Raw genomic sequence first — 22,640 nt, 5'->3', positions numbered from 1 at the left:
CGGAAAAAAATTGATTACTTAGCGTAAGCTACACAAAAAACAACATTTGTCTTCATTTCATCCAGTGTAATATCAGGAATTTCTTCTCTTACCCTGGTCTCTATTTCCGGAGTTAAACGCTCTAAAACATTACTATGGGAAGGCTGTAGTTCCCAGGTTTCGATATTAAAATACTTACGTGTTAATGCGCGTAATTCATCGATTCGAATGCGATTTAGATGTGTGTGTAAATAGTGGTCATGTGGCAAATGGCGAACAATATTAATATGGTTCCAATCACAAAACTTAAGATGATCTGGATTCCCTTCATCCAAAACTGATGGATTATGAGGAGGCATATGGTGCCCACTCCAGCCATAAAAGTTGTGATGCAGAAATATAATTTTTCCTCCTTTGGTTAACAACCCCGCAATATCCTCGAATACACCCTCAATTTCCAATAGGTGCTCAGTGACATTGTGTAGGCAAACCGTATCAAAGGTCTTTATGCCGACGAGATCGCGGGTAGAGCACTGGCGTAGATCAATATCCGGGATTAAATCCATGATGTCCTGGCCGGACATTGGAGCGTTAACCCACTTTCTTATCCTTTTATTGCGAACCCTCCTGGAGTCTAAAGACATTGCTGGGTCTACACCGGTATAACTGTTTGCTCCAGCACAGAGGTAGCCCATGGCATAGCCGCCAAAACCACAACCGACATCTAAAACATTGCACCCTTGTACATATTTATGTAATTTTCTTGGCCATGAGCAGTAGCCGAGTTCAACGGCACTAGTGATGAGATCCGAATCAAAATTCTTCAGTGCATGGCGTATATTAGTGCAGTTGTGGAAAAATGCGATTTTAGCTTGCAATTCATGATTATCCCAATCTTCTAAAGGTTCTATTTTCTTTAGTTGTTTTGCTGCCTTTGAGCGGGAAAGTTTTGAAAATGCAGGGTGAGAACGGGAAGTGTCTAAAATTTCAATCGCTTCCCTGGCGTTATTTTCGATTCGTATCAGTTTGACTTGGTCAAAGACTTTCAGAGCTCGTTTATGTTCTGGATTGCACTTGATTGCTATTTTTATATCTTTTTCAGCTTGATCTATGTCTCCTTTAGCTATATTTAGCATAGCGGAGATTATTCTCATGCCTACATGGTGTGGATGTCTTGAGATGAAGGTCAGCGCATACTTATCACAATTTAGAATCGACCCATTTTTTGATTCGGCATAGCACAGGAAATAAGTAGCCGGATGAAAAGGGTTGAGATCGGCAATTGGACGCAATAACTCTCTCGCCAGGTCTATTTCTCCAGCTAATGCAGCTTGCTTCCCTTGTTCAAAGTTATCCAGCTGATTGATTTCTAAAGTAGACATTTAATTTTCCAAGTAATGGTAACCAGGTTTTTTGGCGTGGATATTGACTTGCATGCTGCAAATAGGTGCAGTTGCGCTCGATTTAAATCAAATATAATAAGATTGCTTATTATTGAGTACATGCTCGCAGCTAGCACTGATTTTCTTAAGCTATGAAAATATTCATAAATGTGAAAGTTGGAGCTGTCAAATAATAAATTTATTTTCTCTGAGAAAACTATTCAAGGTGCAATCTATAAAAGTTGGCGCGGATGCTAACTCGTATAATCGGTAAAGCTGGAAAGCCTGTGTTATAAATTGGATTTTGTAAGATTCACGTTATCCAATTAAGCAGCAGACGATAACACCTCAATCCTGAATAAATTGATCTGCCAACGGCCTGGTTGGCAAAACTTGTGGAGGTGGCTTTTTGAAACTGATAATAGTCGGTGGCGATGGCTTTTGTGGATGGCCAACCTCATTACATCTGAGTAATTTAGGTCATGAAGTTATTATTATTGACAATTTTTCTAGAAGAAAAATTGATAGTGAGCTCAATGTAGAATCATTAACACCGATTCGAGAACTGAAAGAGCGTATTGATACCTGGTTTGAATTAACGGGAAAGGTTATTCGCTTTGTGGAGTTGGATGTTTCCCAGAAATTTAACGATCTTGTAAATCTCTTAGAGGAGGAAAAGCCAGATAGTATAGTTCATTTTGGTGAGCAGCGCGCTGCGCCCTATTCGATGAAAAGCAGCTCTACTAAAAATTATACGATCGCTAATAATATTTGTGGTACTCATAATATTCTCAATGCGATTGTAGAGACGCAGCTTGATATTCACTTGGTTCACCTCGGTACAATGGGAGTGTATGGTTACGGCCATGAGGAGCCCATACCAATACCTGAAGGTTACTTGGATGTAAAAATAGAGACAGTTGATAATCGTCAAATTTCAGACTCTATCGTTTATCCGCCTAATCCCGGCTCCATTTACCATATGACCAAGACGATGGATTCGCAGATGTTTCAGTATTATGCGAAAAATGACAGGCTTCGTATTACTGACCTTCACCAGGGGATTGTTTGGGGAACGCAGACTGAACTCTCTAGTTTGGATGAGCGTCTGATAAATCGTTTTGATTATGACGGGGACTACGGCACAGTCCTAAATAGATTTCTAATGCAAGCGACTGTCGGTTTCCCACTGACTGTTCATGGCACAGGTGGTCAAACTCGCGCATTTATCCATATCTCTGATACTTGCAAATGTATTGAGCAGGCACTTTTACATCCACCGGAGCTCGGTGAACGGCCACTGATTCTCAATCAGATGGCGGAAACGCAAACACTTTCCGATCTTGCACAATTAGTTCAATCACTGACAGACTGTGAAATAAGTTATCTGCCAAACCCTAGGAAGGAGGCAGAGAGAAATGATCTCAATGTAAAAAATGATTTACTTCGTTCATTTGGATGGCAGCCGATTCTTATTAAAGATAGCCTTCTGCAAGAAATTACAGATATAACAATGCAATATCAAGATCGGGCTGATCATACAAAAATACCTTGCGTTTCTTATTGGACAAAAGGTAATAAACTTGCCGATATTTCCTATCGGGAAAAAACTAGTGAAGTTACTGAAACCATTTCCTAGTGGGTAGCTTTAGCTATGTCTACGCGAATCCTTATTACTGGTGGATGTGGATTTATAGGTTCAAATTTAGTCAAATATCTCAGTACTTTGAGTTTATATGACGAAATTTTAGTTTTAGATAATGAGGTCACTGGCACTACCGCAGCATTAGCCGGAATACCTCACCAATTTATTAGAGGAGATGTTAGAAATCAACGGGACGTAGATGAAGCTGTAAAGCAAGCTGATGCTATTATACATTTAGCTGCAGATACACGTGTTATTAATTCAATAAATAACCCTGTCTATAATTTTGAAGTAAATGTACAGGGGACTGTCAATCTTCTGGAAGCAATGCGAAGGTATGAGGTTAGACATCTCATTAATGCTTCTACAGGTGGGGCGATCATTGGAGAAGCTGATCCACCAGTACACGAATTAATGCCAGTGAATCCCGCATCGGCTTATGGTGCGTCTAAGGCTGCAGCAGAGGCCTACTGTTCTGCATATTCTCAAAGTTATGGATTATCAATAACTTCTTTACGATTCTCTAATGTTTATGGTCCGCTTTCCTTTCACAAAGGAAGTGTGATAGCAGCCTTTATTAAAAATATTCTGAAAGGACAGGTCTGTGATGTCTACGGAGATGGCTATCAGACTAGAGACTTTATTTTTGTAGGCGATCTCTGCCAGGGAATAATTAGGGCTCTGGAAAAGAGAGAAAATGGGGTATTTCAGCTGGGTAGCGGCCAGCCGACGTCAATTAACGAAGTAATTAGTTTACTAAGGGATGTCTCGGGCTGCCATGAAGATCTTGAAATAGCTAACCACCCTTTCAGGGCAGGTGAAGTGCGCCATAACTATACGGATATTACTAAAGCAAAACAGTACTTGGACTTTAGGCCGGAGGTATCATTAAGAGACGGTATTCAAATTACATGGGATTACTTTGTCAATAAGGAGGATGTTCTGAAGCCTAGCCTCTCGCAGAGGGCCCTACAGAATGCAGATTGACAAATTTTCAGTAGAATCATTCCCTGATTTAAATACTTATGCAGGTTTTGAGTCGGACCAGAAGCTCAGAGTTTGTATAGCCACAGAAGAAATCCTAGGTCCGGTGAGAAATGGAGGGATTGCTTCAACCTACTATCACCTAGCGAAAGGACTGGCAGCACATGGGCACGAAGTACATGTGCTCTACTTAAAAGGTGAAACAGTTGAGAATGAAACACCTGAGTATTGGGTTGAGGAATATTCCAATTTTGGTGTTTCACTGCACTACTTGGTGCACACGGATGAAACAATAATCGGCCCCTCACAGAGTTGGCAGCGACGATATAGTGCGGCATACCGCTGGTTAATTGAACAGAGACGTTTTGATGTTATCCACACTTCCGAATGGCGAGGTGGATTAATTTATGCGTTAATGGTTAAGAAGTTGGGTTTGGCGTTTAAAGATACTTTATTTATTGTAAAGACATCGTCCCCGCACCTCTGGAATCGTCATTATCAAATGCAGCCATTGGTAAAAAGGGAGCTGTTACCAGCGAGTTTTGCCGAGCAGAAATGTGTTGAATTTGCGGATATGGTAATTGGTGGTAGCGCACACCTACTTTGCTTTATGCGCTATGTCGGCTATAAGCTGCCAACATCAACTTATGTTCAGCCAAATATTCTCGATTTTTCTGAAGTTCCCGTTGATGATAAACGCATTAATCGACAGCCTGGTGATGTAGTTCGCACTAACGAATTGACCTTCTTTGGTCGTTTGGAAATGCGGAAAGGATTGGAGCTCTTTTGTACCGCTCTGGATTTACTTGAGCGGACGGGGAATTGTCCTACCAGAGTTAATTTCCTAGGTAAATATGGTGAAGCCTTACCTAATCAAAACAATGAGAAGGTTGCGGACTATATTGAGCGAAAAGCATCTACTTGGAGTTTTGAAGTCAATTGCATCACAGATTATAACCAGCCGGAAGCTCTCTCTTTTTTATGTTCCAGGGATATGATAGCGGTAATGCCCTCCCTGATTGAAAACTCCACCATGGCAGTATATGAAACACTAGAGAATAATATTCCTTTTATTGCAACGCGAGTAGGGGGAACTCCAGAACTTATCGCAAAAGAAGACCATGAAAGTTGTCTTATCGCACCCTACGCATTTGAGCTTGCGAAAAGGCTAGAAGAGGTACTGAAGAATGGGCATAGGATTGCGCATTCCAGTTTTGATAACAATTATAACCTTCAAGTTTGGTATGGTTTTCATGCCTACTTAGCAGATCTTTTTAAGCAGTATAGTGGTGCTGAAGCGATCACCAAGATTACAGGCTTGCCCACCTTAACAGCTTCTAATGAGATGGAGCTACCGACCCTAGAAGTGGTTGTTCTATTGCGGGATACTGAGAGTGTTATGGAGTTTTCTGAGGCACTTTTAGTTGATAGACCCGACTCCATCAAGTTTTTATTAATTGATCCCTATCTTGAAAATATTGCTGAGAGAGCTTCTAACTTTCTATTGGAAGCCGGTCTCAATTGTAGTTTGGTGGATTTCATTGGATTTCCAGCAGGGATTGCACTGGCAAAAAGTCTTTCTGAAAGTACTCTAGATGCTTGCATTCTCTGTGATGGTACATCCTCTCGGTTAGGTGGAAAATTTTGTGGTGAGTTACGCAAAACTCTTCAAATAAATCATGAATTCATAATCACTAGCTTTTTATCTCTACCTGAAAACAAGGTGGTAATGCCGATAGGTGTAGATATCGTGTCTGAGATCAGCTTTGGAAATGCTATAGGCACAAATATTATTTGTATTCCAAAACTGGTATCAAGCAAGGTGGGGTCAATACTCCCTTATGATATTCGCTACGGTTTGGTACAAGAATATATTTTAAGGGCGAACAAAGAATTTGGGTTTGAATTGATGGTTATTCCTGAGTGCCATCTTCGGAGCGATTACTATTTAGAAGAACTGGAAGAATCTCGAAATAACGCTAACTCAGTCTATCTTCGCTCAATGTCGTTGATTGAAAATGATAATATTGCCTATCGTAAACTAGCCCTTCTTCCTTCAGCTCAGCCTATTGGAGCTAAATTAAGACCAGCACTTTATCGGGATAAGAATCGTTTGGATGAGGAACCCGTGTGGCTTTTACATGCCGACCGGCCTCGTAAAATGAAAAACCGTAATCCGAGGGTGGTTGTAGGTTTGGACGAGAGAAATTCCCATTTGCTCTGTGTAGCCAAAGGTCCGGGAAATAGGCAATTAATCGTTAATGGCGAGCCCCAGTCAATTTCTTTGGAGCTACAAGATAATGAACTTACTTTACATAGATTCCCAATTCCAGATAAATGGGAAGAAGGTGAAAAATTTAATATTAAGTTTCTGTTAGAAGATCAAGAAATGACTTACACCCGTTTTATACGGGTTATAAAACTTTCTAAAAATGTATTTGCAGCTATCTCTGGAAGTCCAATACTTAATGAGGTAGCAGTTGAGGAGATATTTAACCAAAAATATACCTGGAGTTTCTTCTCTAAATCGGAAAATAACACAGCTGAAAGTACTCAAGGGATAGATACTGAAGATACCACTTTATATGGGCAAGATCACGCAGAGGTAGGAGAGTTTGTAGACAAGGATTATACAGTAGAAGGTAAGGATGAGCCTGAACATGATATTGCAAAAATTATCCATGAGCAGGGAAAAATCAATGAAACTGAATTTAAACCCAAGTTTAGTTTTCAGGCTGTGATTCAAAAATCAGGTACTACCTTACAACGTATATTTAAGGGATATACTGGCTCACCTATTAAGGGGTCAATTCCACCGCGAGAGCTTTTTGCACTCGATCCACGGGTTCTTGAGGGATGGGCATGGGATAGAAGCAATATAGCTAAAAATTTAGTGATTGTCTTAGAGGTGAACGGAAATATTGTAGCTGAAGCCACGGCTAATCGTTATGTAGAACGTTTCGGTACTCGAAACCCGAAACTAGCTTGGTATGGATTCCGGTTCTCATTAACCCCTGAAATAAAGCAGGAAAACTCAGAAATTACCGTACGTGTTAAGGAAAATGGACTTGTCTTACGAAATGGCCGATTGCGTTATCTTAAACAAATGTTAGTCGCGATCTAAGGTGGCTTGAATAATGAAAGAGCTTCACGAGGATATACGCCTTGAAGCTGTTCAGAAATCTAAACGTATATGCATACTAACGGAGGATATATTTGGTCCAATAAAAAATGGTGGTATTGGAACGGCTTACTTTCATTTGGCTATTTTTCTGCAGAGATCTGGTCACAAAGTCACCATCTGTTTCGTTAATGGTTTAGCAAAAAATCCTGTGAAAATGAAAATCACAAAAAAATTTTTTGCAAAACTCAATGTTGAATTTCATGGTGTTGCACCGCAAGCGCTAGCCAAAACGACAATGGCTCGTACTATGGCAATGCCCTATGCAGCCTATGAATGGCTCAAGCGAAATGATCGCTTTGATATTGTCCATGTTTCAGAATGGCGTGGAATGGGTTATATAGCGTTACTTGCCAAGAGTCTTGGTATTGCATTCCAAGATATACATTTTGCTGTTAAAGGTTCTTCCCCAACACTCTGGTCTGCCGAAGGTAATCAACAATTCCTTAAAGAGGAACGGCAATTGGGCTGGGTATTTATGGAGCGTAGAAGTGCCGAGATGGCAGATACTCTGATCTGTGGAAGTCAACACTTAGTCTGCTGGATGGAAAATAATAAATACCGCCTGCCTGAGCGCAGTTACTATTGGCCAAATGTATTTTTGGACGATCTTTTATCTGATAATGAAGCCATAAAAAGTAGTAATTTGGAGACAAAAGAATGGGTGTTTTTCGGGCGGCTTGAGCCTCGCAAGGGGATTATTCTTTTTGTAAATGCATTAAACACTCTTGCTAAAAGAGGAGTTAGATTACCATCGATTACTTTTTTGGGAGGACACTCTTATCGATTTGATGCGCGAAAATTCATAGAGGAAAACCAAAAGCATTGGAGTACAGACGTCTCCTTTATGAATGATTGTAATGCTATACAGGCTGTAGAGTATTTGAGTGGAGAAGGACGTTTGGCTGTTATTCCAGCTTTGTTAGAAAACTCTCCGATTTCTGTCTACGAATGCCTTGCAACTAAAGTACCATTTATTGCTGCTGATACTGGTGGTACTCGAGAGTTACTTGATGACGAAAATGGAAAAAAAATCCTCTTCAAGCCAAATCATATTGCTTTAGCGAGAAAGTTGGAATTACATGTAAAGAAACTTCCTGCACCGGGTATAAAACACCAGAGGCTTAAGAAGTCGCTAGATGTGTGGAATAAGTGGCATGGCCAAGAGCATTCAATTATTAAAAACGCCCGATCTTCCAATAGGCATGATCCCTTGGTTTCTATATGCGTAACTCATTTTGAGCGTCCAGACTTTCTCTATCAAGCGTTAAAAAGTGTTGAAGATCAGACTTATAAGAACATAGAAGTTATTGTGGTTGATGATGGTAGCCATTCACAAGAAGCGCTACACGCGCTGGAAATTATAGAAAGTCACTATCAGAAGAAGGGCTGGCAGTTTGTATACCAAGAAAACCGATATGTAGGGGCTGCTAGAAATACTGCAGCACAAAATGCAAGCGGAGATTATCTACTTTTTTTTGATGATGACAATGTCATGATGCCGGAAATGGTAGATAAGTTGGTTAGCGCGGCAACTTTTGCAGATATTGATTGCCTGACTTGTAGCTCTATCCGATTCAGCGGCAAGGGGGCACCTAATACTCCAGAAGGTATGCTCGGAACTCAAATTCGTTTTATGGGGCCAGCTAGAGCCTGGGCAACGAAAGTAAATATAGTCGGTGATGCGACGTGTCTGATAAAAGCTACTAAGTTTAGAGATCACGGAGGTTATACAGAGAGATATAGAACAGGTAAGGATGATATTGAATTCTATAGCAAGCTAATTTTAGCAAAGGAAAATGTATCCTATTATCCTGATCCTTTATATTACTATCGCACCGGTGACAACTCTATGAAATCCAGAAATCACCTTCAAGAAGAAGGAGATTTCAGGCAAATAAGTCCTTACCTTGAAGGGCTCGACTCGGAAGAGAAAAGCCTCCTACTACTAAGAAAACAGCAAAAAGAAGCCAAAAAAAATAAAGGGGGAAAATATAAGCCAGGGTTTTTAAAGCGAACGATTCGAAGGCTGCGTAAATTCGCTAGGGTGAAAGTTTGAAAGTAGTTAAGTACATTGAAAGTGCTAGTGAAACACGCTTCCCTCTTATTTGTATCTTCCGAGATGAATTGGATATTCTCCCAGCTTTTCTTGACCATTACCGGTCTTTAGGTGTGACATGTTTCCATTTGGTGGATACGGGAAGTAGCGATAACTCGGTAAGCTATCTACTGAAGCAGAATGATGTCCAGCTATACGAAGTTGATTGTGGCTACCCCCAGGCAAACGCAGGTGTAGATTGGGTTAACCGAATTGCCCGGAATTATTGCCAGGGAAAATGGACTCTTGTGGTAGATGCTGATGAGTTTCTCTGGTTACCTGAAATTTCAGGTAAAGCTTCCCTGAAAGTTATGACTCAGCTTATGCAGGGTGAATTAGCTTTTGCTCTATATACTCCACTAATAGATTTCTTTAGCGACAACCTTCAAGGGAATACATATGATATAAGAAATCTTTCCGAGTTAATGGAATCAACGCCTAACTATGTATCTTATAAAAGCTTTAAGAAAAAAAGCATATTAGCTTTTCCTTTTTTTGAAATTCGCTCCAAAGCCAGAGCGCAAATATCTGGTATTTCTGATTACTTTGTTAAATCCTATAAAATTCCGCTGGTTTATTGGCGGGCGGGTTTTCAATATTTACGTTCAACCCACTCATGTACGCCGGTTCCTCTCAGTAAAAATTGCGCTCATCTTCTCCATTTCAAATTTCGGTCAGGCTTTCAGCAAAGGCTGATTCGGGAATTGCAGAACCCTGACCGGATGAATGCTGATGTATATCGTATTTCCAAGGCCATCATTAAAAATCAGATAACTATCCCTCAATACACATCGGATCTGCGCAAGATAGATGGATTCGGGGAAAGCGATTGGCTAACAAAGATGGATTTTGATACTGATTGGCAGAACGAAAATAAGTCCAAAAGCCACTATTTCGAACTGCTCACACAGCAAAAGATAGCCTCTGAGAGCTTTCTCGCCGATAACTTAAACCGTATAACCAAGTCTTTTAGTTGGCGACTGAGCCGGCCTTTACGCAGATTTCTGTTTCATCGAGGCATATTACGACACGATCACTATCCAGAAAGGCTCGACCAGGATCATCCATTAGTGGATCAGACGATTGCCATCTATGAGTCATTTTGGTGGCTGGTTACGGGAATCTTTAGACTGCCTGTCGCAATCTATCGCGCCATTCTCTGGCATAAGCTGGGAGGACGTCGCCGGACCAGGTAGGGCTTTATACAAAAAAGGCAGGGGAGGTTTGTCCCCGGCCTTTTGTTTGCATCTCAGTTTGTGCCTGAGGTTAGTGTACCCAGTGGTGGCGTTCCATCTTCTCCTGTACCGCTTCTGCCGTAGGAGCGGGCATAGCGCTGATAGGCAGGCGTTCGTGGAAGAATGCCAAGCGTTCGCCAGCCCCTACTTCGTTCATGGTTTCCGCCTCAAACACACGGCCATTAATTACCGTGTAGGTAATGTTCTCTGACAGGCGCAGGTTATCCAAGGGGTTGCCGTCAATCACGATCAGGTCAGCCAGCTTACCAGCCTCAATGCTGCCGATATCACCGTCCATACCCAAGTAGCGGGCACCATCGATGGTACCGGCGCGGAAGGCTTCCCAGGGAGTAAAGCCGCCCTGCTCCATCATCCACATTTCCCAGTGGGCTCCAAGCCCTTCGCGCTGGCCGTGGGCGCCGATATGTACGGTGACACCTTCGTCGCGCAGCTGCTTGGCCTGACGGGCCACATTAAAGTGGTTGTAGTGGGCATCCGGCGCAGTGGGGCGACGGATAGAGCGGGGGTTAACGATAAAATCGGGGGTAAAGCGGGTCAGGCGCTCGTTCTTCCATACCTCCGTGCGGTCATACCAGTACTCCTCACCCCAGAGACCGCCATAGGCCACGACGAAGGTCGGTGTATAACCCACTTGGGTTTGGCTCCACAGCTGCTCCACATCGCCGTAGACATTGGCGATCGGCAGTGAGTGCTCGATACCGGTGTGCCCGTCCACAATCATGTTCATATTGTGCTGGTACTTACCGCCGCCCTCGGGCACTACCATAATGCCGGCTTCGCGGGCTGCCTGCAGCACTTGCTGGCGCTGGTCGCGGCGGGGCTGGTTGTAGCTCTTCACCGAGATGGCGCCCATTTCCTTGAGGCGGTTCACGTGGAACTGAGCGTCCTCCAGGGAGTTGATCTTGGCTTTGTAGCCTGGACCTTTGGCGCCATAGAGGATGGTGCCGGTGGAGAAAATACGCGGCCCAGTAATCAGGCCGGCCTTTTGCATTTCAGCGGCGGAGAAGATCTCGCTGCTGTCATTGGAGGGGTCGTGAATAGTAGTCACTCCAAATGCCAGGCTGGAGAACAGGTTCCAGTTCTGCTGCGGGATAATCTCTTCGCGACCCTGAGCACCGTGGGCATGAGCGTCAATAAGCCCCGGTAAAACGGTTTTGCCGGTGATATCGATACGCTTCGCTTCGGTGGGAATCTCCACTTCCGCTGCGGGTCCCACGGCGACAATACGGTTGCCCCGGAACAGAACCACACCATTGTCGATAATTTCACGGGTGTTTTCCGCATCGCGCATAGTGACAACCTTGCCGCCTGTGAGGGCAACGAGACCTGCGCGATTGTCGAAGGACTGTTCAAAGCTCAGGTCGATGCCTTCAGAAACTGGCTCTGGCAGTTCCTCCGGAGCGCCGGCGACAAATTCGAAGGCGTCCTTCAGTTCACGCTCGAACAGTTTGGGGCCGTGTGCCCAGCCCAAAGTGTCGCTATCGGCAGACCAATGCAGGTTTTCACCGGCTCGCTTGGATACCTGGGTGACTTTGACTGCTTTGCTATTGGGGCCGATAACCTCGGATTTGCCAGTATGCATAAAGGGCGCGACAAAGGCTTTGAAGTCCTGGGTGAAGGCAACCCACTTGCCGTCTGGAGACAGGCGGAAGGAAGTAATCTCAGCGCCGTGCAGGTGCTCGCGCTCATCCTTGCCTTCCAGGTTGGTGCTCTTCAGCACGCGCTTGCCGCCGTCAGCGTTTTGGTACTCGGAGAAATAGATACGATCTTCGCTGGCGCCGAAATGAGGCTCATAGCCAGACTTCACGACCCGGCGCTGCCAGTCGCCGTCGGCGTCTGCCAGGTAAATGCCCGGTTCCAGGGAGTACTCGGGGCTGAGCAGATAGCCGCCGGTAAAGCGACGGTAGGCCACTGCGTCACCACTTGGAGAAAAGCTTGGTTCAACGTACAGGCCCGGCTGCTTGGTGATGTTTTTACCGCGACCGTTGCGAGCGGAAACTACCCTCACATGGCCCAGGTTTTGGTCGTCCCAAGAGACATAGGTGATCTCGCGACCATCGCGGGACCAGCTGGGATAGAACTCAAAGTGGTCGTCCTGGCGGGTCAGACGACGACGCTCACCACTGGCGACATCCTGAATATAAATCTTGCCCAATGCCTGGAAAGCGACCTGCTTGCCGTTGGGGGATTTCTGCGCCCAGCGAATCATCTTCACATCAAAGGTTTCCGGCGCTACGTCTACCGGGAAGCGCACCGCATCCGCTACCTGTTTTTCAACTTTCACATGGGCCGCAATCGGTGCGACGCTGTCGCCGTTGATGGAGATGCGCAGGAATTTACCGCCAGTCCAAACGACCAATGACTCACCATCGGGCATCCAGTCGTATTGAACGTAGTTGCCATGGGGGCCAAAGATTTCCTGCAGGTCGCGTTCGAGGCCGGAGTAAACCGGTGTTTCCAGTCCTGTATCCAAATCTTTCAGGAACAGGGAGGTCTGGTTGTCCTGGCGGCGAATAAAGGCCAGTTTACTGCCATCTGGGGAGGGTACAGGTGCCACTGCGCCACCGGGACCGGAGACAAAGGTCTCCTCTTCACCATCCTGGAGGTCATAGCGGTTGATGGCAAAAATTTCCTGGGTGGAGTTTTTGTTGTACTTCCACACGGTGCCGGGGGTGGTATCGATGGAGTAATAGACATAGCGTCCATCTGGTGAGAAGGCCGGATCGGCAATATTTTTCTGGGCGATATCGCCACCGATACGCTCTTTCAGTTGGCGACCTTCACCCCCACCGTAGTGGTACATCCAGATTTCACCGGCGGGGATACTGCGGCCAGACATAAAGCCTTTACGCGCTACCAGGTACTGGCCATCGGGGCTCCAGTTGGGCGAGTGCAGCAAGTTTTCCTTCTCTGTCGTGAGCTGGCGAAGGTTGTCGCCATTGCGATCCATCAACCAGATGTTGTCGGCGCCGTCACGATCGCTGATAAACACTATGGTCTTGCCATCCGGGCTGAAGCGCGGCTGCATATTCCAGGCGATTTCATTGGTCAGGGCTACCGCCTCGCCGCCTGCTACCGGCACTGTGTAGATATCGCCGAGCATATCGAACAGGATGGTTTTGCCATCTGGGCTGATATCCAGGTTGCTCCAGGTGGTCTCGCGGGTGTCCAACTGGATCGGTTTGAATTCGTAGGGTGGCTTGTTGATATCCCAGGGTTGGGCTTCCGCCTTTTCTACTTCCTTTTCTTTGGTAGCTTCGAGAGCGCTTTCGGCTTCTGCCACAGCCCCCATCGGCAGGGTCAGTGCCAGGACAGCCAGAGCCAACAAATGGCGGCGCGGCTTGTTCTGCTTGGTGGTGTTCATTGAAATATCCCTCCGCCCAATTCTGTGTTTGGCGGCTATATTTGTTTTGTTGGGTTGAGTAACCGGTTGATTTCACAGGGGGTAAATTACCGGGATCAAAGCGGCGCAGCAATCTTAATGCGTTGAATACCAGGGCCCCGGGGCGAACTGTTGTCCGCTTGAGTAAACCGGGTCTAGTGGCCACAATGCACTCAAATTTTGTAGACGATTGGAATATCGACCCGTTATGACTATCGATGTTGTGATTTTGGCCGCCGGAAAAGGCACCCGCATGCACTCTGACCTGCCTAAAGTGCTGCATCCTATTGGCGGTATTCCCATGCTTGAGCGGGTAATTGATACCGCCATGTTGCTGGGAGAGGTGCAGATTACCGTGGTAATCGGGCATGGCGCAGACCTGATACGTGACCGCTTTGCTGATCGTGGTGTCAGGTTTGTGGAGCAGGAACAGCAATTGGGTACCGGGCATGCCGTGGCCCAGGCCGTGCCCTATTTCCGCGAGGGAGCTACCGTTTTGGTGCTCTATGGCGATGTGCCTCTGGTCAGGGCCGGCAGTTTGCAATCACTGCTATCGGCAGCGGATCACGGACCTGCCCTGCTGTCAGTTGAAATGGCCAATCCCGCCGGTTACGGGCGCATTGTGAGGGATAACAGCGGCTGTGTGCAGTCGATAGTAGAGGAAAAGGATGCCGATGCGGATACCCTGGCTATCCGTGAGGTTAATACCGGCATTTTGGCGACTCCTGGAGCACTGTTGGCTCGCTGGTTGCCGGAGTTGTCCTGTGACAATGCTCAAGGTGAGTACTACCTGACCGATATTATCGGTCGTTCGGTCAGTGAGGGTATTCCTGTAACGGGCGTAATTGCCAGTGATCCACTGGAAGTGGCGGGAGTAAATAGCCGTGCGCAGCAGGCACAGATGGAGCGCGCTTTGCAGCATAACCATGCCACCAGTCTTATGAATGCGGGGGTGACTTTATTGGACCCCATGCGTATAGATGTTCGCGGCAGCCTGGAGTGCGATACCGATGTCTCTATTGATATCAATTGCATTTTCGAAGGGACAGTTTCACTGGGTAAGGGGGTACAAGTTGGACCTAATTGCCTGCTAAAAAACTGTCGCCTGGCAGATGGCACCAAGGTAGAGGCCAATTCCATTATCGAAGGCGCTGAGATTGGTGAGGCTTGCACTATCGGTCCCTTTGCACGTTTGCGTCCGGGCACAGAGCTGGCCACCGGTGCCAAGGTGGGTAACTTTGTCGAAACCAAAAAAGCCAAAATTGGTGAGGGCAGTAAGGTTAATCATCTTTCTTATGTCGGTGATGCCCTGGTGGGCGAAGCGGTCAATATCGGTGCTGGCACCATTACCTGTAATTACGACGGTGTAAACAAGTCCCTGACCGAGATCGGCGATAAAGCCTTCATTGGCTCTAACACGGCTCTGGTAGCCCCAGTAACTGTGGGTGCCGGAGCCACAGTGGGTGCTGGCTCCACCATTACTCAGGCTGTGGGGAGCAAAGAGTTGGCGGTAGCGCGCAGCAAGCAGCGCAATATTACCGGCTGGCAGCGTCCGACCAAGAAAAGCTAAATAACCCTTACCGTAATTGGATTGCCCTTCGGAAACTATAATTCCGGCGGGCCTTCCCTCTCTACACCTGTTGATAGCCACCCTATCCATTAAACTTGCGCTTCGGGAACAAAAGGAATGGCCCGATGCACAAGCCCAGATTACAGCTGCTTGCCAGTTTTGATATTGCCTCGCTGCAATATTTGGATGAACAGGGACAGACGACCCAAGCCCTACCGGAATTTGCCACCCCGGATACCCTGATTGCTTACTACCGCCAGATGACGCTGGCTCGTATGGTGGATGATCGCGCGGTAAAAATGCAGCGTACCGGTCAACTTGGCACCTATCCCTCCAGCCTCGGCCAGGAAGCTATTGGTGTTGGTCTCGCAGCCGCCATGGCCAAAGAGGATATCTACTGCCCCAATTATCGAGAGACAGGCGCTCTTCTGGAGCGAGGCGTCACTATCGAGGAGATCTACGCAATCTGGGGGGGCGATGAACGGGGGCAGAACTTTCGCCATAGCCGTGAAGATTTGCCCTTGAGTGTGCCTATAGCCACCCAGATGTTGCACGGTGCCGGTGTAGCCTTTGCTCTGAAATATAAACATGAGCATTTCGGTGAACCCATGCGCGTCGCTGTCTCGACTGGGGGCGATGGATCTACTTCGCGGGGAGACTTTTACGAAGCGATTAACCTGGCTGGGGACTGGCACCTGCCTTTGGTGATCGTTATCAACAACAATCAATGGGCCATTTCCCTACCGCGAGATGAGCAAACCGCCTGTAAGACCCTGGCACAGAAGGCTATTGCCGCCGGAATACCCGGCTTGCAGGTAGACGGCAATGATGTGATTGCCGTTCGTGAGGCGGTAGGTGATGCCGTGGAGCGGGCGCGCAGTGGTGCTGGCCCAGCTCTGATCGAAGCGATCAGCTATCGCCTGTGTGACCATACCACCGCCGATGATGCCAGCCGGTACCAACCCAAAAAAGATGTCAGTGAAGCCTGGTCCCGAGAGCCTTTGCGGCGCCTGCGATCCTACCTGGAAAACTGCGGTGCCTGGGATGATGCGCAGGAAGAAGAGATGCAACGGGAGCTGACACAGAAGCTGGAGAGAGCGGTCCATATCTACCGGGAAACCCCCAGAGATGCCGCCACAGCAATATTCGACCACCTCTATGCAAAGTTGCCGGAGCCTTTTCTGGAGCAGTATCAACAGTTGCAGGGAGATAGCTAATGGCTGAGATAACTTTGGTCGAGGCTGTCACCCAGGCTCTGGCTTACGAGATGCAAGCAGACCCGATGGTGGTTCTATTTGGTGAAGATGTTGGTCTGAACGGTGGTGTATTTCGCTCAACCGAGGGGTTGCAGGCAAGGTTTGGCCGGGACCGGGTGATGGATACCCCCTTAGCCGAGACCATGATTGCCGGAATGGCTGTCGGTATGGCAGTGCAGGGCCTGCGACCGGTGGCCGAATTCCAGTTTATGGGTTTTATCTATCCCGGTCTCGATCAGATCCTCAGCCACGCCTCGCGCTATCGCAATCGCACTCGCGGTCGCCTCTCCTGTCCGATTGTCTACCGGGCCCCCTATGGAGGTGGAATCCATGCACCGGAGCATCACTCCGAGAGCACTGAGGCCCTGTTCGCCCATATTCCAGGTCTGCGCCTTGTGGTGCCCTCCTCTCCTGCACGGGCTTACGGTTTACTATTGGCGGCAATTAGAGACCCGGACCCGGTAATTTTCCTGGAGCCCAAACGTATTTACCGAGCCGTTCGCCAGGAAGTGCCCGACACTGGCGAGGCTCTGCCACTGGATCGCGCCTTTGTGTTGCGGGAGGGCCGCGATATTACGCTTATCGCCTGGGGCGCTTCCCTCAAAGAGACCCTGCAAGCCGCAGAGCAGCTCGCAGAGGAAGGGGTAGAGGCTGAGGTTATCGACCCGGCCACCCTGAAACCCCTGGATATCCACACGGTAATAGACTCCCTGGAGAAAACCGGGTGCTGTGTCGTTGTGCACGAGGCGGCCAGGTTCTGTGGCCTGGGTGCCGAGTTGGTCGCACAGATTAATGAGTATGCCTTCGATCTTTTAAAGGCACCGGTACAGAGGGTGACCGGTTTCGATACGGTGATGCCCTACTATCAACTGGAGGATGAGTATCTACCCGGAGTGCCGCGTATTTTGTCGGCCGTACAGGAAGTGCTGGACTACGCCAACGGAGGGCCACAGTGAAGACTTTTACCCTTCCGGATCTCGGCGAAGGTCTGCCCGATGCGGTAGTGCGGGAGTGGCATGTCAAAGAGGGAGACACCATAGCCGCCCATGAAACTCTGGTGACAGTGGAAACCGCTAAGGCCTTGGTGGAAGTGCCGGCTCCTTGGGGCGGCACTATTGAGAAGCTATTTGCAGCAGTGGATGAGACTGTGAATGTTGGCGATCCCCTGGTGGGATTTATGGCTGAGGGAGAAGTCGCAGATGAAAGCCCATTCACTAAAGCTGAAGAATCGGAACAAGAGACTAGCCCTCGGGCCGACAGCGGCACGGTGGTGGGAAAAATAGAGCAAGGGCAAGGTGTGTTGGGGGCTGAGCGGGGGCCGGAGGTGGGCTTGAAGCGACTGGCCACCCCGAGAGTACGGGCCCTGGCCAGGCGTTTGGGGGTAGATTTACAGTCAATATCACCAGCGGATGCAATGGTAACGGAAGCTCAGGTACGCACTGCGGCGGGGCCGGGAGCAAAGGCCAAAACTGTGGCGAAGGGGCAGCATCCATCACCTGCCCGCGCTTCTGCCGAACAAACTACAGCCGTTGCACCCCAATTCGACTCTGAGTCTGAAGTCATGACGCCTGCACGTCGCGCAATGGGTTTGTCCATGAGCCGAGCGCGGGATGAGGTAAAGCAGATAACGCTGTGTGACGATGCGGATATTTCCAACTGGTGGGGTAGTGCTCCGGCGCTGCTGCGATTGATTCGTGCAGTACAGGAAGCTTGTGAGGCGGAACCTACCCTCAATGCCCTGTATCAGGATGAGAAGCTGGCGCCGCAGGGCAGTATCAATATTGGCTTGGCAGTGGACTCTCCGCGAGGGCTCTATGTGCCGGTACTCAGGGATGTCGCCCAGCGTACTGATGAAGATCTGCTCCAGCAGGTGGCGGACTTTAAACACCAGGCCCGCGAGACGGGGATCGCCCAGCGAGACCTTCAGGGGGCAAGCATACTTCTCTCCAACTTCGGCTCCATAGCCGGTCGTTATGCCACTCCGGTAGTCATGCCGCCCACTGTTGCCATTGTCGGTGCCGGGCGGGTGTGCCAGGGAGTTGTGGTGGTCAATCGATGGCCGGCACTTCGCCCTCTACTCCCTCTCTCTATCAGTGCCGATCACCGGGCCGTTACCGGTGGAGAGTTGGCGCGCTTCCTTCAGGCAATGTTGGAAACTTTGTCCCTCTAACAGCCTGAGTGAGTCCTATACCGGTATTTAATCAGTTGAGTAATGGTTATTGATAAAAGTTGTGGGAACTTTAGTTTCGTTTTGCTATCTTTAAGTTTCGAAACGAAACTTCTATGCCTATGTCCAAACGAAACACCCAGCAGCGCCGCCACGGCATTCTCCACTTGCTAAATGAAGTAGGAGAGACCAGTGTCGAGCAATTGGCGCGGCAGTTCGGAACTTCGGAAGTTACGATTCGAAAGGATCTGACGGCGATGGAAAATCACGGCTTGTTGCTGCGTCGCCACGGTGGTGCTATCCCAGTGCCGAGGGAGTTGGTCCATGAAGAAGGGCCCTCTGGGAGTAAGCGGGCCATTGGCCGAGCCGCTGCTGAGCTGATACCGGATCACCATCGAATCGTGATCGATTACGGTCGCACCACGGCGGCAATGATTCCTGAGCTTGAAAGCAAGCGTGGCCTAGTGGTGATGACTAACTCGCTGCATGTGGCCAATGCACTGCGCGAACTTGAAAACGAACCGACGCTGTTGATGACCGGAGGCACCTGGGACCCACACTTTGAGGCCTTCCAGGGGCAGGTTGCAGAACAGGTACTGAGGGGATACGACTTCGATCGCGCTTTTATTGGTGCCGATGGAATCGATTTGCAACGCGGTACCTGTACATTTAATGAACAAATTGGCCTCTCCCGCGTAATGGCGGAAGTTGCGCGGGAAGTGGTTGTACTGGCGGAGTCCAGTAAAGTGGGGAAGCGGATTCCCAATCTGGAATTGTCCTGGGAGCAGGTCGATATCCTGGTAACTGATGATGGCCTGGCGGACGCCGTGGGCCAAAAACTGGAGCAGCTGGGTATCCAGCTCATTTGTGCCGCTGAAGACAGGAGCAGAGGCGCTCAGCCTGAAATGTTAATGGGCGGCGAGACTCCCGGGTTAATGAGGAAATAATTATGTGCGGAATCGTGGGTGCGCTGGCGCAGCGCAATGTGACGGGGATTCTTCTAGAAGGGCTGCGCCGCTTGGAGTATCGCGGTTACGACTCAGCCGGAGTCTGCTTAAGCAGTGGAGATGGCCAGCTGCAATTGCGCAAAAGCCTGGGCAAGGTCGCAGATTTGGAAGCCAAATTAAGTGAGGAAAGCGCTGAGGGCCATATTGGCATTGCCCATACCCGTTGGGCTACCCACGGTGTTCCCTCCGATGAAAATGCCCATCCCCATCTGTCAGGCCATATCGCTCTGGTTCACAACGGCATTATCGAAAACCATCAGGAATTGCGTTCAGAGCTTCAGGGAAAAGGCTATGAGTTTGAGTCTGAAACCGATACTGAAGTTGTGGTTCACCTTATTCACTCATTAAGTGCCGGGGGCCGCAGTCTGGTCGACTCTGTGACTGAAGCCACGCATATACTGGAAGGTGCCTACGCCCTCGCGGTGGTTAGTCATGAAGAGCCAGAAGTTTTGGCCTGTGCCCGCTCTGGTAGTCCTCTGGTCCTTGGGGTGGGCATTGAAGAGAACTTTATTGCATCTGATCCCATGGCCCTGCGACAGGTGACTGATCGCTTTATATTCCTCGAAGAGGGCGATGTGGCGGAAGTGCGTCGCGGTGGCATCGCAGTTCGAGACAAGTTGGGAGAGGAAGTCAGTCGCCCGGTGCACAAGTTGACCGGCGGTCATGAAGCTACCGATAAAGGGCGCTATCGCCACTTTATGCAGAAAGAGATTTTCGAGCAGCCCCGGGTGGTCGCAGCCACTCTGGCGGGCCGTATCGGTGAGCACTCAGTGTTGGCCCAGGCCCTTGGTACCCGCGCCCAGGAGATTTTGCCCAAGGTGGAGCAGGTACAGATAGTGGCCTGTGGCACCAGTTACCATGCGGGTATGGTAGCCCGCTATTGGCTGGAGGACTGGGCCGGTATTCCCTGCTCGGTGGAGGTGGCCAGTGAACTGCGCTATCGCAAGAAAGTGGTGCGCCCGGGAACCCTGTTTGTGAGTATTTCCCAATCCGGGGAAACGGCCGATACCCTCGCCGCCCTGCGCCAGGGCAAGGACCTGGGCTATCTGGCCTCCATGACCATCTGCAATGTGCCCAATAGCTCATTGGTGCGAGAATCTGAGCTATCGCTAATGACTGAGGCTGGCCCCGAGATTGGTGTGGCCTCAACCAAGGCCTTTACGACCCAATTGGTAGCATTACAACTATTCTGTATCGCCCTCGCCAAGGTCAACGGCCTGTCGGCGGAGCGTGAAGCTGAACTGGTCAGCGCCCTGCACCAGTTACCTGAGCTAATGGAGAGTTTTACCGGTCTGGATAAGGTGGTTAAAAACACCAGCAAGGCCTTTGCAGAGAAGAACCACGCGCTTTTCTTGGGGCGTGGTGTCGAATTCCCCATTGCTCTGGAAGGCGCTCTAAAACTGAAGGAAATTTCCTATATCCACGCAGAGGCCTATCCTGCCGGTGAATTGAAGCACGGCCCCCTGGCACTGGTGGACGGCGATATGCCCGTGGTTGTCGTTGCCCCCAATGATGAGCTGCTGGAAAAACTCAAATCCAATTTGCAGGAAGTGCGTGCACGGGGTGGGCAACTGTTTGTTTTCGCCAGCCCCAAGGCCGGATTTACCAGTGAAGAAGGTATTACCGTGGTGGAAGTTCCAGATTCCCCAGAGAGTCTGGCGCCGATTCTCTACACCGTGCCGCTGCAGCTATTGAGTTACCATGTGGCGTTGCTGAAAGGTACTGATGTGGATCAACCCAGAAACCTGGCTAAATCAGTCACGGTTGAATAACTGTTCACCTGCCGCAAAAGGTTTATGCACAAGCGAGTAAAGCTGTGTGAATTTACTACCTCTGATAGCGTCACCCTGCGCTATCTAGAGGCCGGCAGCGGCCCCATATTATTGATGCTACACGGCTGGTCCCAGGGGGCGGTGTTGTATAAACATCAGCTCGCTGGGCTCAGCGATCAGTTTCGTGTGATCGCGCTGGATATGCGTGGTCATGGTCAGTCTGACAAGCCCAATCATGGCTATCGAATTTCCCGCCTCGCCAAGGACTTGCAAGAGCTGATCTCAAGTCTGCAACAGGAACCCCTTCATTTACTCGGCCACTCCGCCGGCTGCTCGGTGATATGGAGCTACCTGGAAATGTTTGGTGGGGATAGGGTCAGTGCACTAGTGCTAATCGATGAACCCCCCTGTCTATTGGCAGATCCCGCCTGGAGTGAAGCGGAGCGATTGGCAGCTGGAGGCATACTGACCCCGGAGAGCCTCTTCCAGTTTGTGGATAACTTGGTTGGAAAAAAAGGTGCTGAGGCCACCCGCCAAATTCTTATGTCTATGGTCACGCCTTTAATGGGGAAAACCCAACGGGATGAGCTGGTTGCGGTTAACCTGCAGTGTCCCCGTCGCTGGGCTGCAAAGCTTTTTGTGGATAACGTAACAAAGGACTGGCGGGATTTTATCCCCAGGATTGATAAGCCGACGCTAGTGGCTTTCGGTCGTGCCAGTCCACACCCAATAGAGTGCCAGCAGTGGATTCACCAGCAAGTTGCGGGTTCCAGGCTTGAGATCTTTGATGTGGCGGAAGGAGGAAGCCATTTCCTGTTTCTGGAAGCAGCGCAAAGATTTAATGCCTTGGTGAGTAAATTTCTTCTCAAGTTTTCCACAGATAGCCATTTCCCCGTGCCCTAGTTCAGCTTTGTGGATAACTGTGGATAGAGTTATCCATAGTTACTGGAATTTAAAAAAA

Annotated in this window: 14 protein-coding genes; 12 read left to right on the top strand and 2 right to left on the bottom strand. The window is 48.7% G+C overall.

Annotation, left to right across the window (positions count from 1 at the left end; genetic code table 11):
• Positions 1–14: 14 nt before the first annotated feature.
• Positions 15–1,361 carry a methyltransferase gene (locus tag ACJJIQ_RS20320; protein WP_413663866.1) on the bottom strand — a complete coding sequence of 449 codons (1,347 nt, stop codon included), beginning with the start codon at positions 1,359–1,361 and terminating at the stop codon, positions 15–17.
• A 409-nt stretch (positions 1,362–1,770) separates the two neighbouring features.
• Between ACJJIQ_RS20320 and ACJJIQ_RS20315 the strand changes: the two genes are divergently transcribed.
• The 5 genes from ACJJIQ_RS20315 to ACJJIQ_RS20295 are packed head-to-tail and all read left to right on the top strand — an operon-like array spanning position 1,771 to position 10,465.
• Entirely contained in the window at positions 1,771–3,000 is a 1,230-nt protein-coding gene (locus ACJJIQ_RS20315) for an NAD-dependent epimerase/dehydratase family protein (protein ID WP_413663865.1), read from the top strand.
• 15 nt (positions 3,001–3,015) lie between these two features.
• Positions 3,016–3,993, top strand: coding sequence for an SDR family NAD(P)-dependent oxidoreductase (locus tag ACJJIQ_RS20310; RefSeq protein WP_445362872.1), 978 nt, complete (start codon positions 3,016–3,018; stop codon positions 3,991–3,993).
• On the top strand, positions 3,983–7,114 hold the full coding sequence (locus ACJJIQ_RS20305) for a glycosyltransferase family 4 protein (protein WP_445362871.1): 3,132 nt from the start codon (positions 3,983–3,985) through the stop codon (positions 7,112–7,114). Before ACJJIQ_RS20310 ends, ACJJIQ_RS20305 begins: the two co-directional genes overlap by 11 nt.
• 13 nt (positions 7,115–7,127) lie before the next feature.
• Positions 7,128–9,230: a glycosyltransferase gene (locus ACJJIQ_RS20300; RefSeq protein ID WP_413663862.1), complete on the top strand. Its 2,103-nt coding sequence runs from the start codon at positions 7,128–7,130 to the stop codon at positions 9,228–9,230.
• Entirely contained in the window at positions 9,227–10,465 is a 1,239-nt protein-coding gene (locus tag ACJJIQ_RS20295) for a glycosyltransferase family 2 protein (protein ID WP_444918633.1), read from the top strand. Before ACJJIQ_RS20300 ends, ACJJIQ_RS20295 begins: the two co-directional genes overlap by 4 nt.
• Positions 10,466–10,535: 70 nt before the next feature.
• Here the strand turns inward: ACJJIQ_RS20295 and ACJJIQ_RS20290 are convergent, their stop codons facing one another.
• Positions 10,536–13,889 (bottom strand): amidohydrolase family protein, encoded by a 3,354-nt coding sequence (locus ACJJIQ_RS20290; protein WP_445362870.1) that lies wholly within the window; start codon positions 13,887–13,889, stop codon positions 10,536–10,538.
• Between the two features lie 226 nt (positions 13,890–14,115).
• Here ACJJIQ_RS20290 and glmU point away from each other — a divergent pair, with 226 nt between their 5' ends.
• From glmU to ACJJIQ_RS20255, 7 genes are all read left to right on the top strand, one after another.
• Positions 14,116–15,477 (top strand): bifunctional UDP-N-acetylglucosamine diphosphorylase/glucosamine-1-phosphate N-acetyltransferase GlmU, encoded by a 1,362-nt coding sequence (glmU, locus tag ACJJIQ_RS20285; protein WP_445362869.1) that lies wholly within the window; start codon positions 14,116–14,118, stop codon positions 15,475–15,477.
• A gap of 125 nt (positions 15,478–15,602) precedes the next feature.
• A complete protein-coding gene (pdhA, locus tag ACJJIQ_RS20280) occupies positions 15,603–16,694 on the top strand; it encodes a pyruvate dehydrogenase (acetyl-transferring) E1 component subunit alpha (RefSeq protein WP_444906817.1) in 1,092 nt (363 codons plus the stop codon).
• A complete protein-coding gene (locus ACJJIQ_RS20275; RefSeq protein ID WP_413663857.1) occupies positions 16,694–17,689 on the top strand; it encodes an alpha-ketoacid dehydrogenase subunit beta in 996 nt (331 codons plus the stop codon). Before pdhA ends, ACJJIQ_RS20275 begins: the two co-directional genes overlap by 1 nt.
• Complete coding sequence (locus ACJJIQ_RS20270; protein ID WP_445362868.1) at positions 17,686–18,903, top strand: dihydrolipoamide acetyltransferase family protein; 1,218 nt, start codon at positions 17,686–17,688, stop codon at positions 18,901–18,903. Before ACJJIQ_RS20275 ends, ACJJIQ_RS20270 begins: the two co-directional genes overlap by 4 nt.
• Before the next feature lie 119 nt (positions 18,904–19,022).
• Positions 19,023–19,847: a DeoR/GlpR family DNA-binding transcription regulator gene (locus tag ACJJIQ_RS20265; RefSeq protein ID WP_445362867.1), complete on the top strand. Its 825-nt coding sequence runs from the start codon at positions 19,023–19,025 to the stop codon at positions 19,845–19,847.
• A 2-nt stretch (positions 19,848–19,849) separates the two neighbouring features.
• Entirely contained in the window at positions 19,850–21,679 is a 1,830-nt protein-coding gene (gene glmS, locus ACJJIQ_RS20260) for a glutamine--fructose-6-phosphate transaminase (isomerizing) (protein ID WP_445362866.1), read from the top strand.
• A 24-nt stretch (positions 21,680–21,703) separates the two neighbouring features.
• The gene (locus ACJJIQ_RS20255) at positions 21,704–22,582 is read left to right on the top strand and encodes an alpha/beta fold hydrolase (protein WP_444940375.1); all 879 of its coding nucleotides are present in this window, start codon (positions 21,704–21,706) and stop codon (positions 22,580–22,582) included.
• Positions 22,583–22,640: the final 58 nt, after the last annotated feature.

The organism is Microbulbifer maximicatervae (SeqCode) (assembly GCF_052468295.1).
The sequence above is the reverse complement of the archived record's forward strand: the minus strand, read 5'-3'. Positions and strand labels throughout refer to the sequence as shown.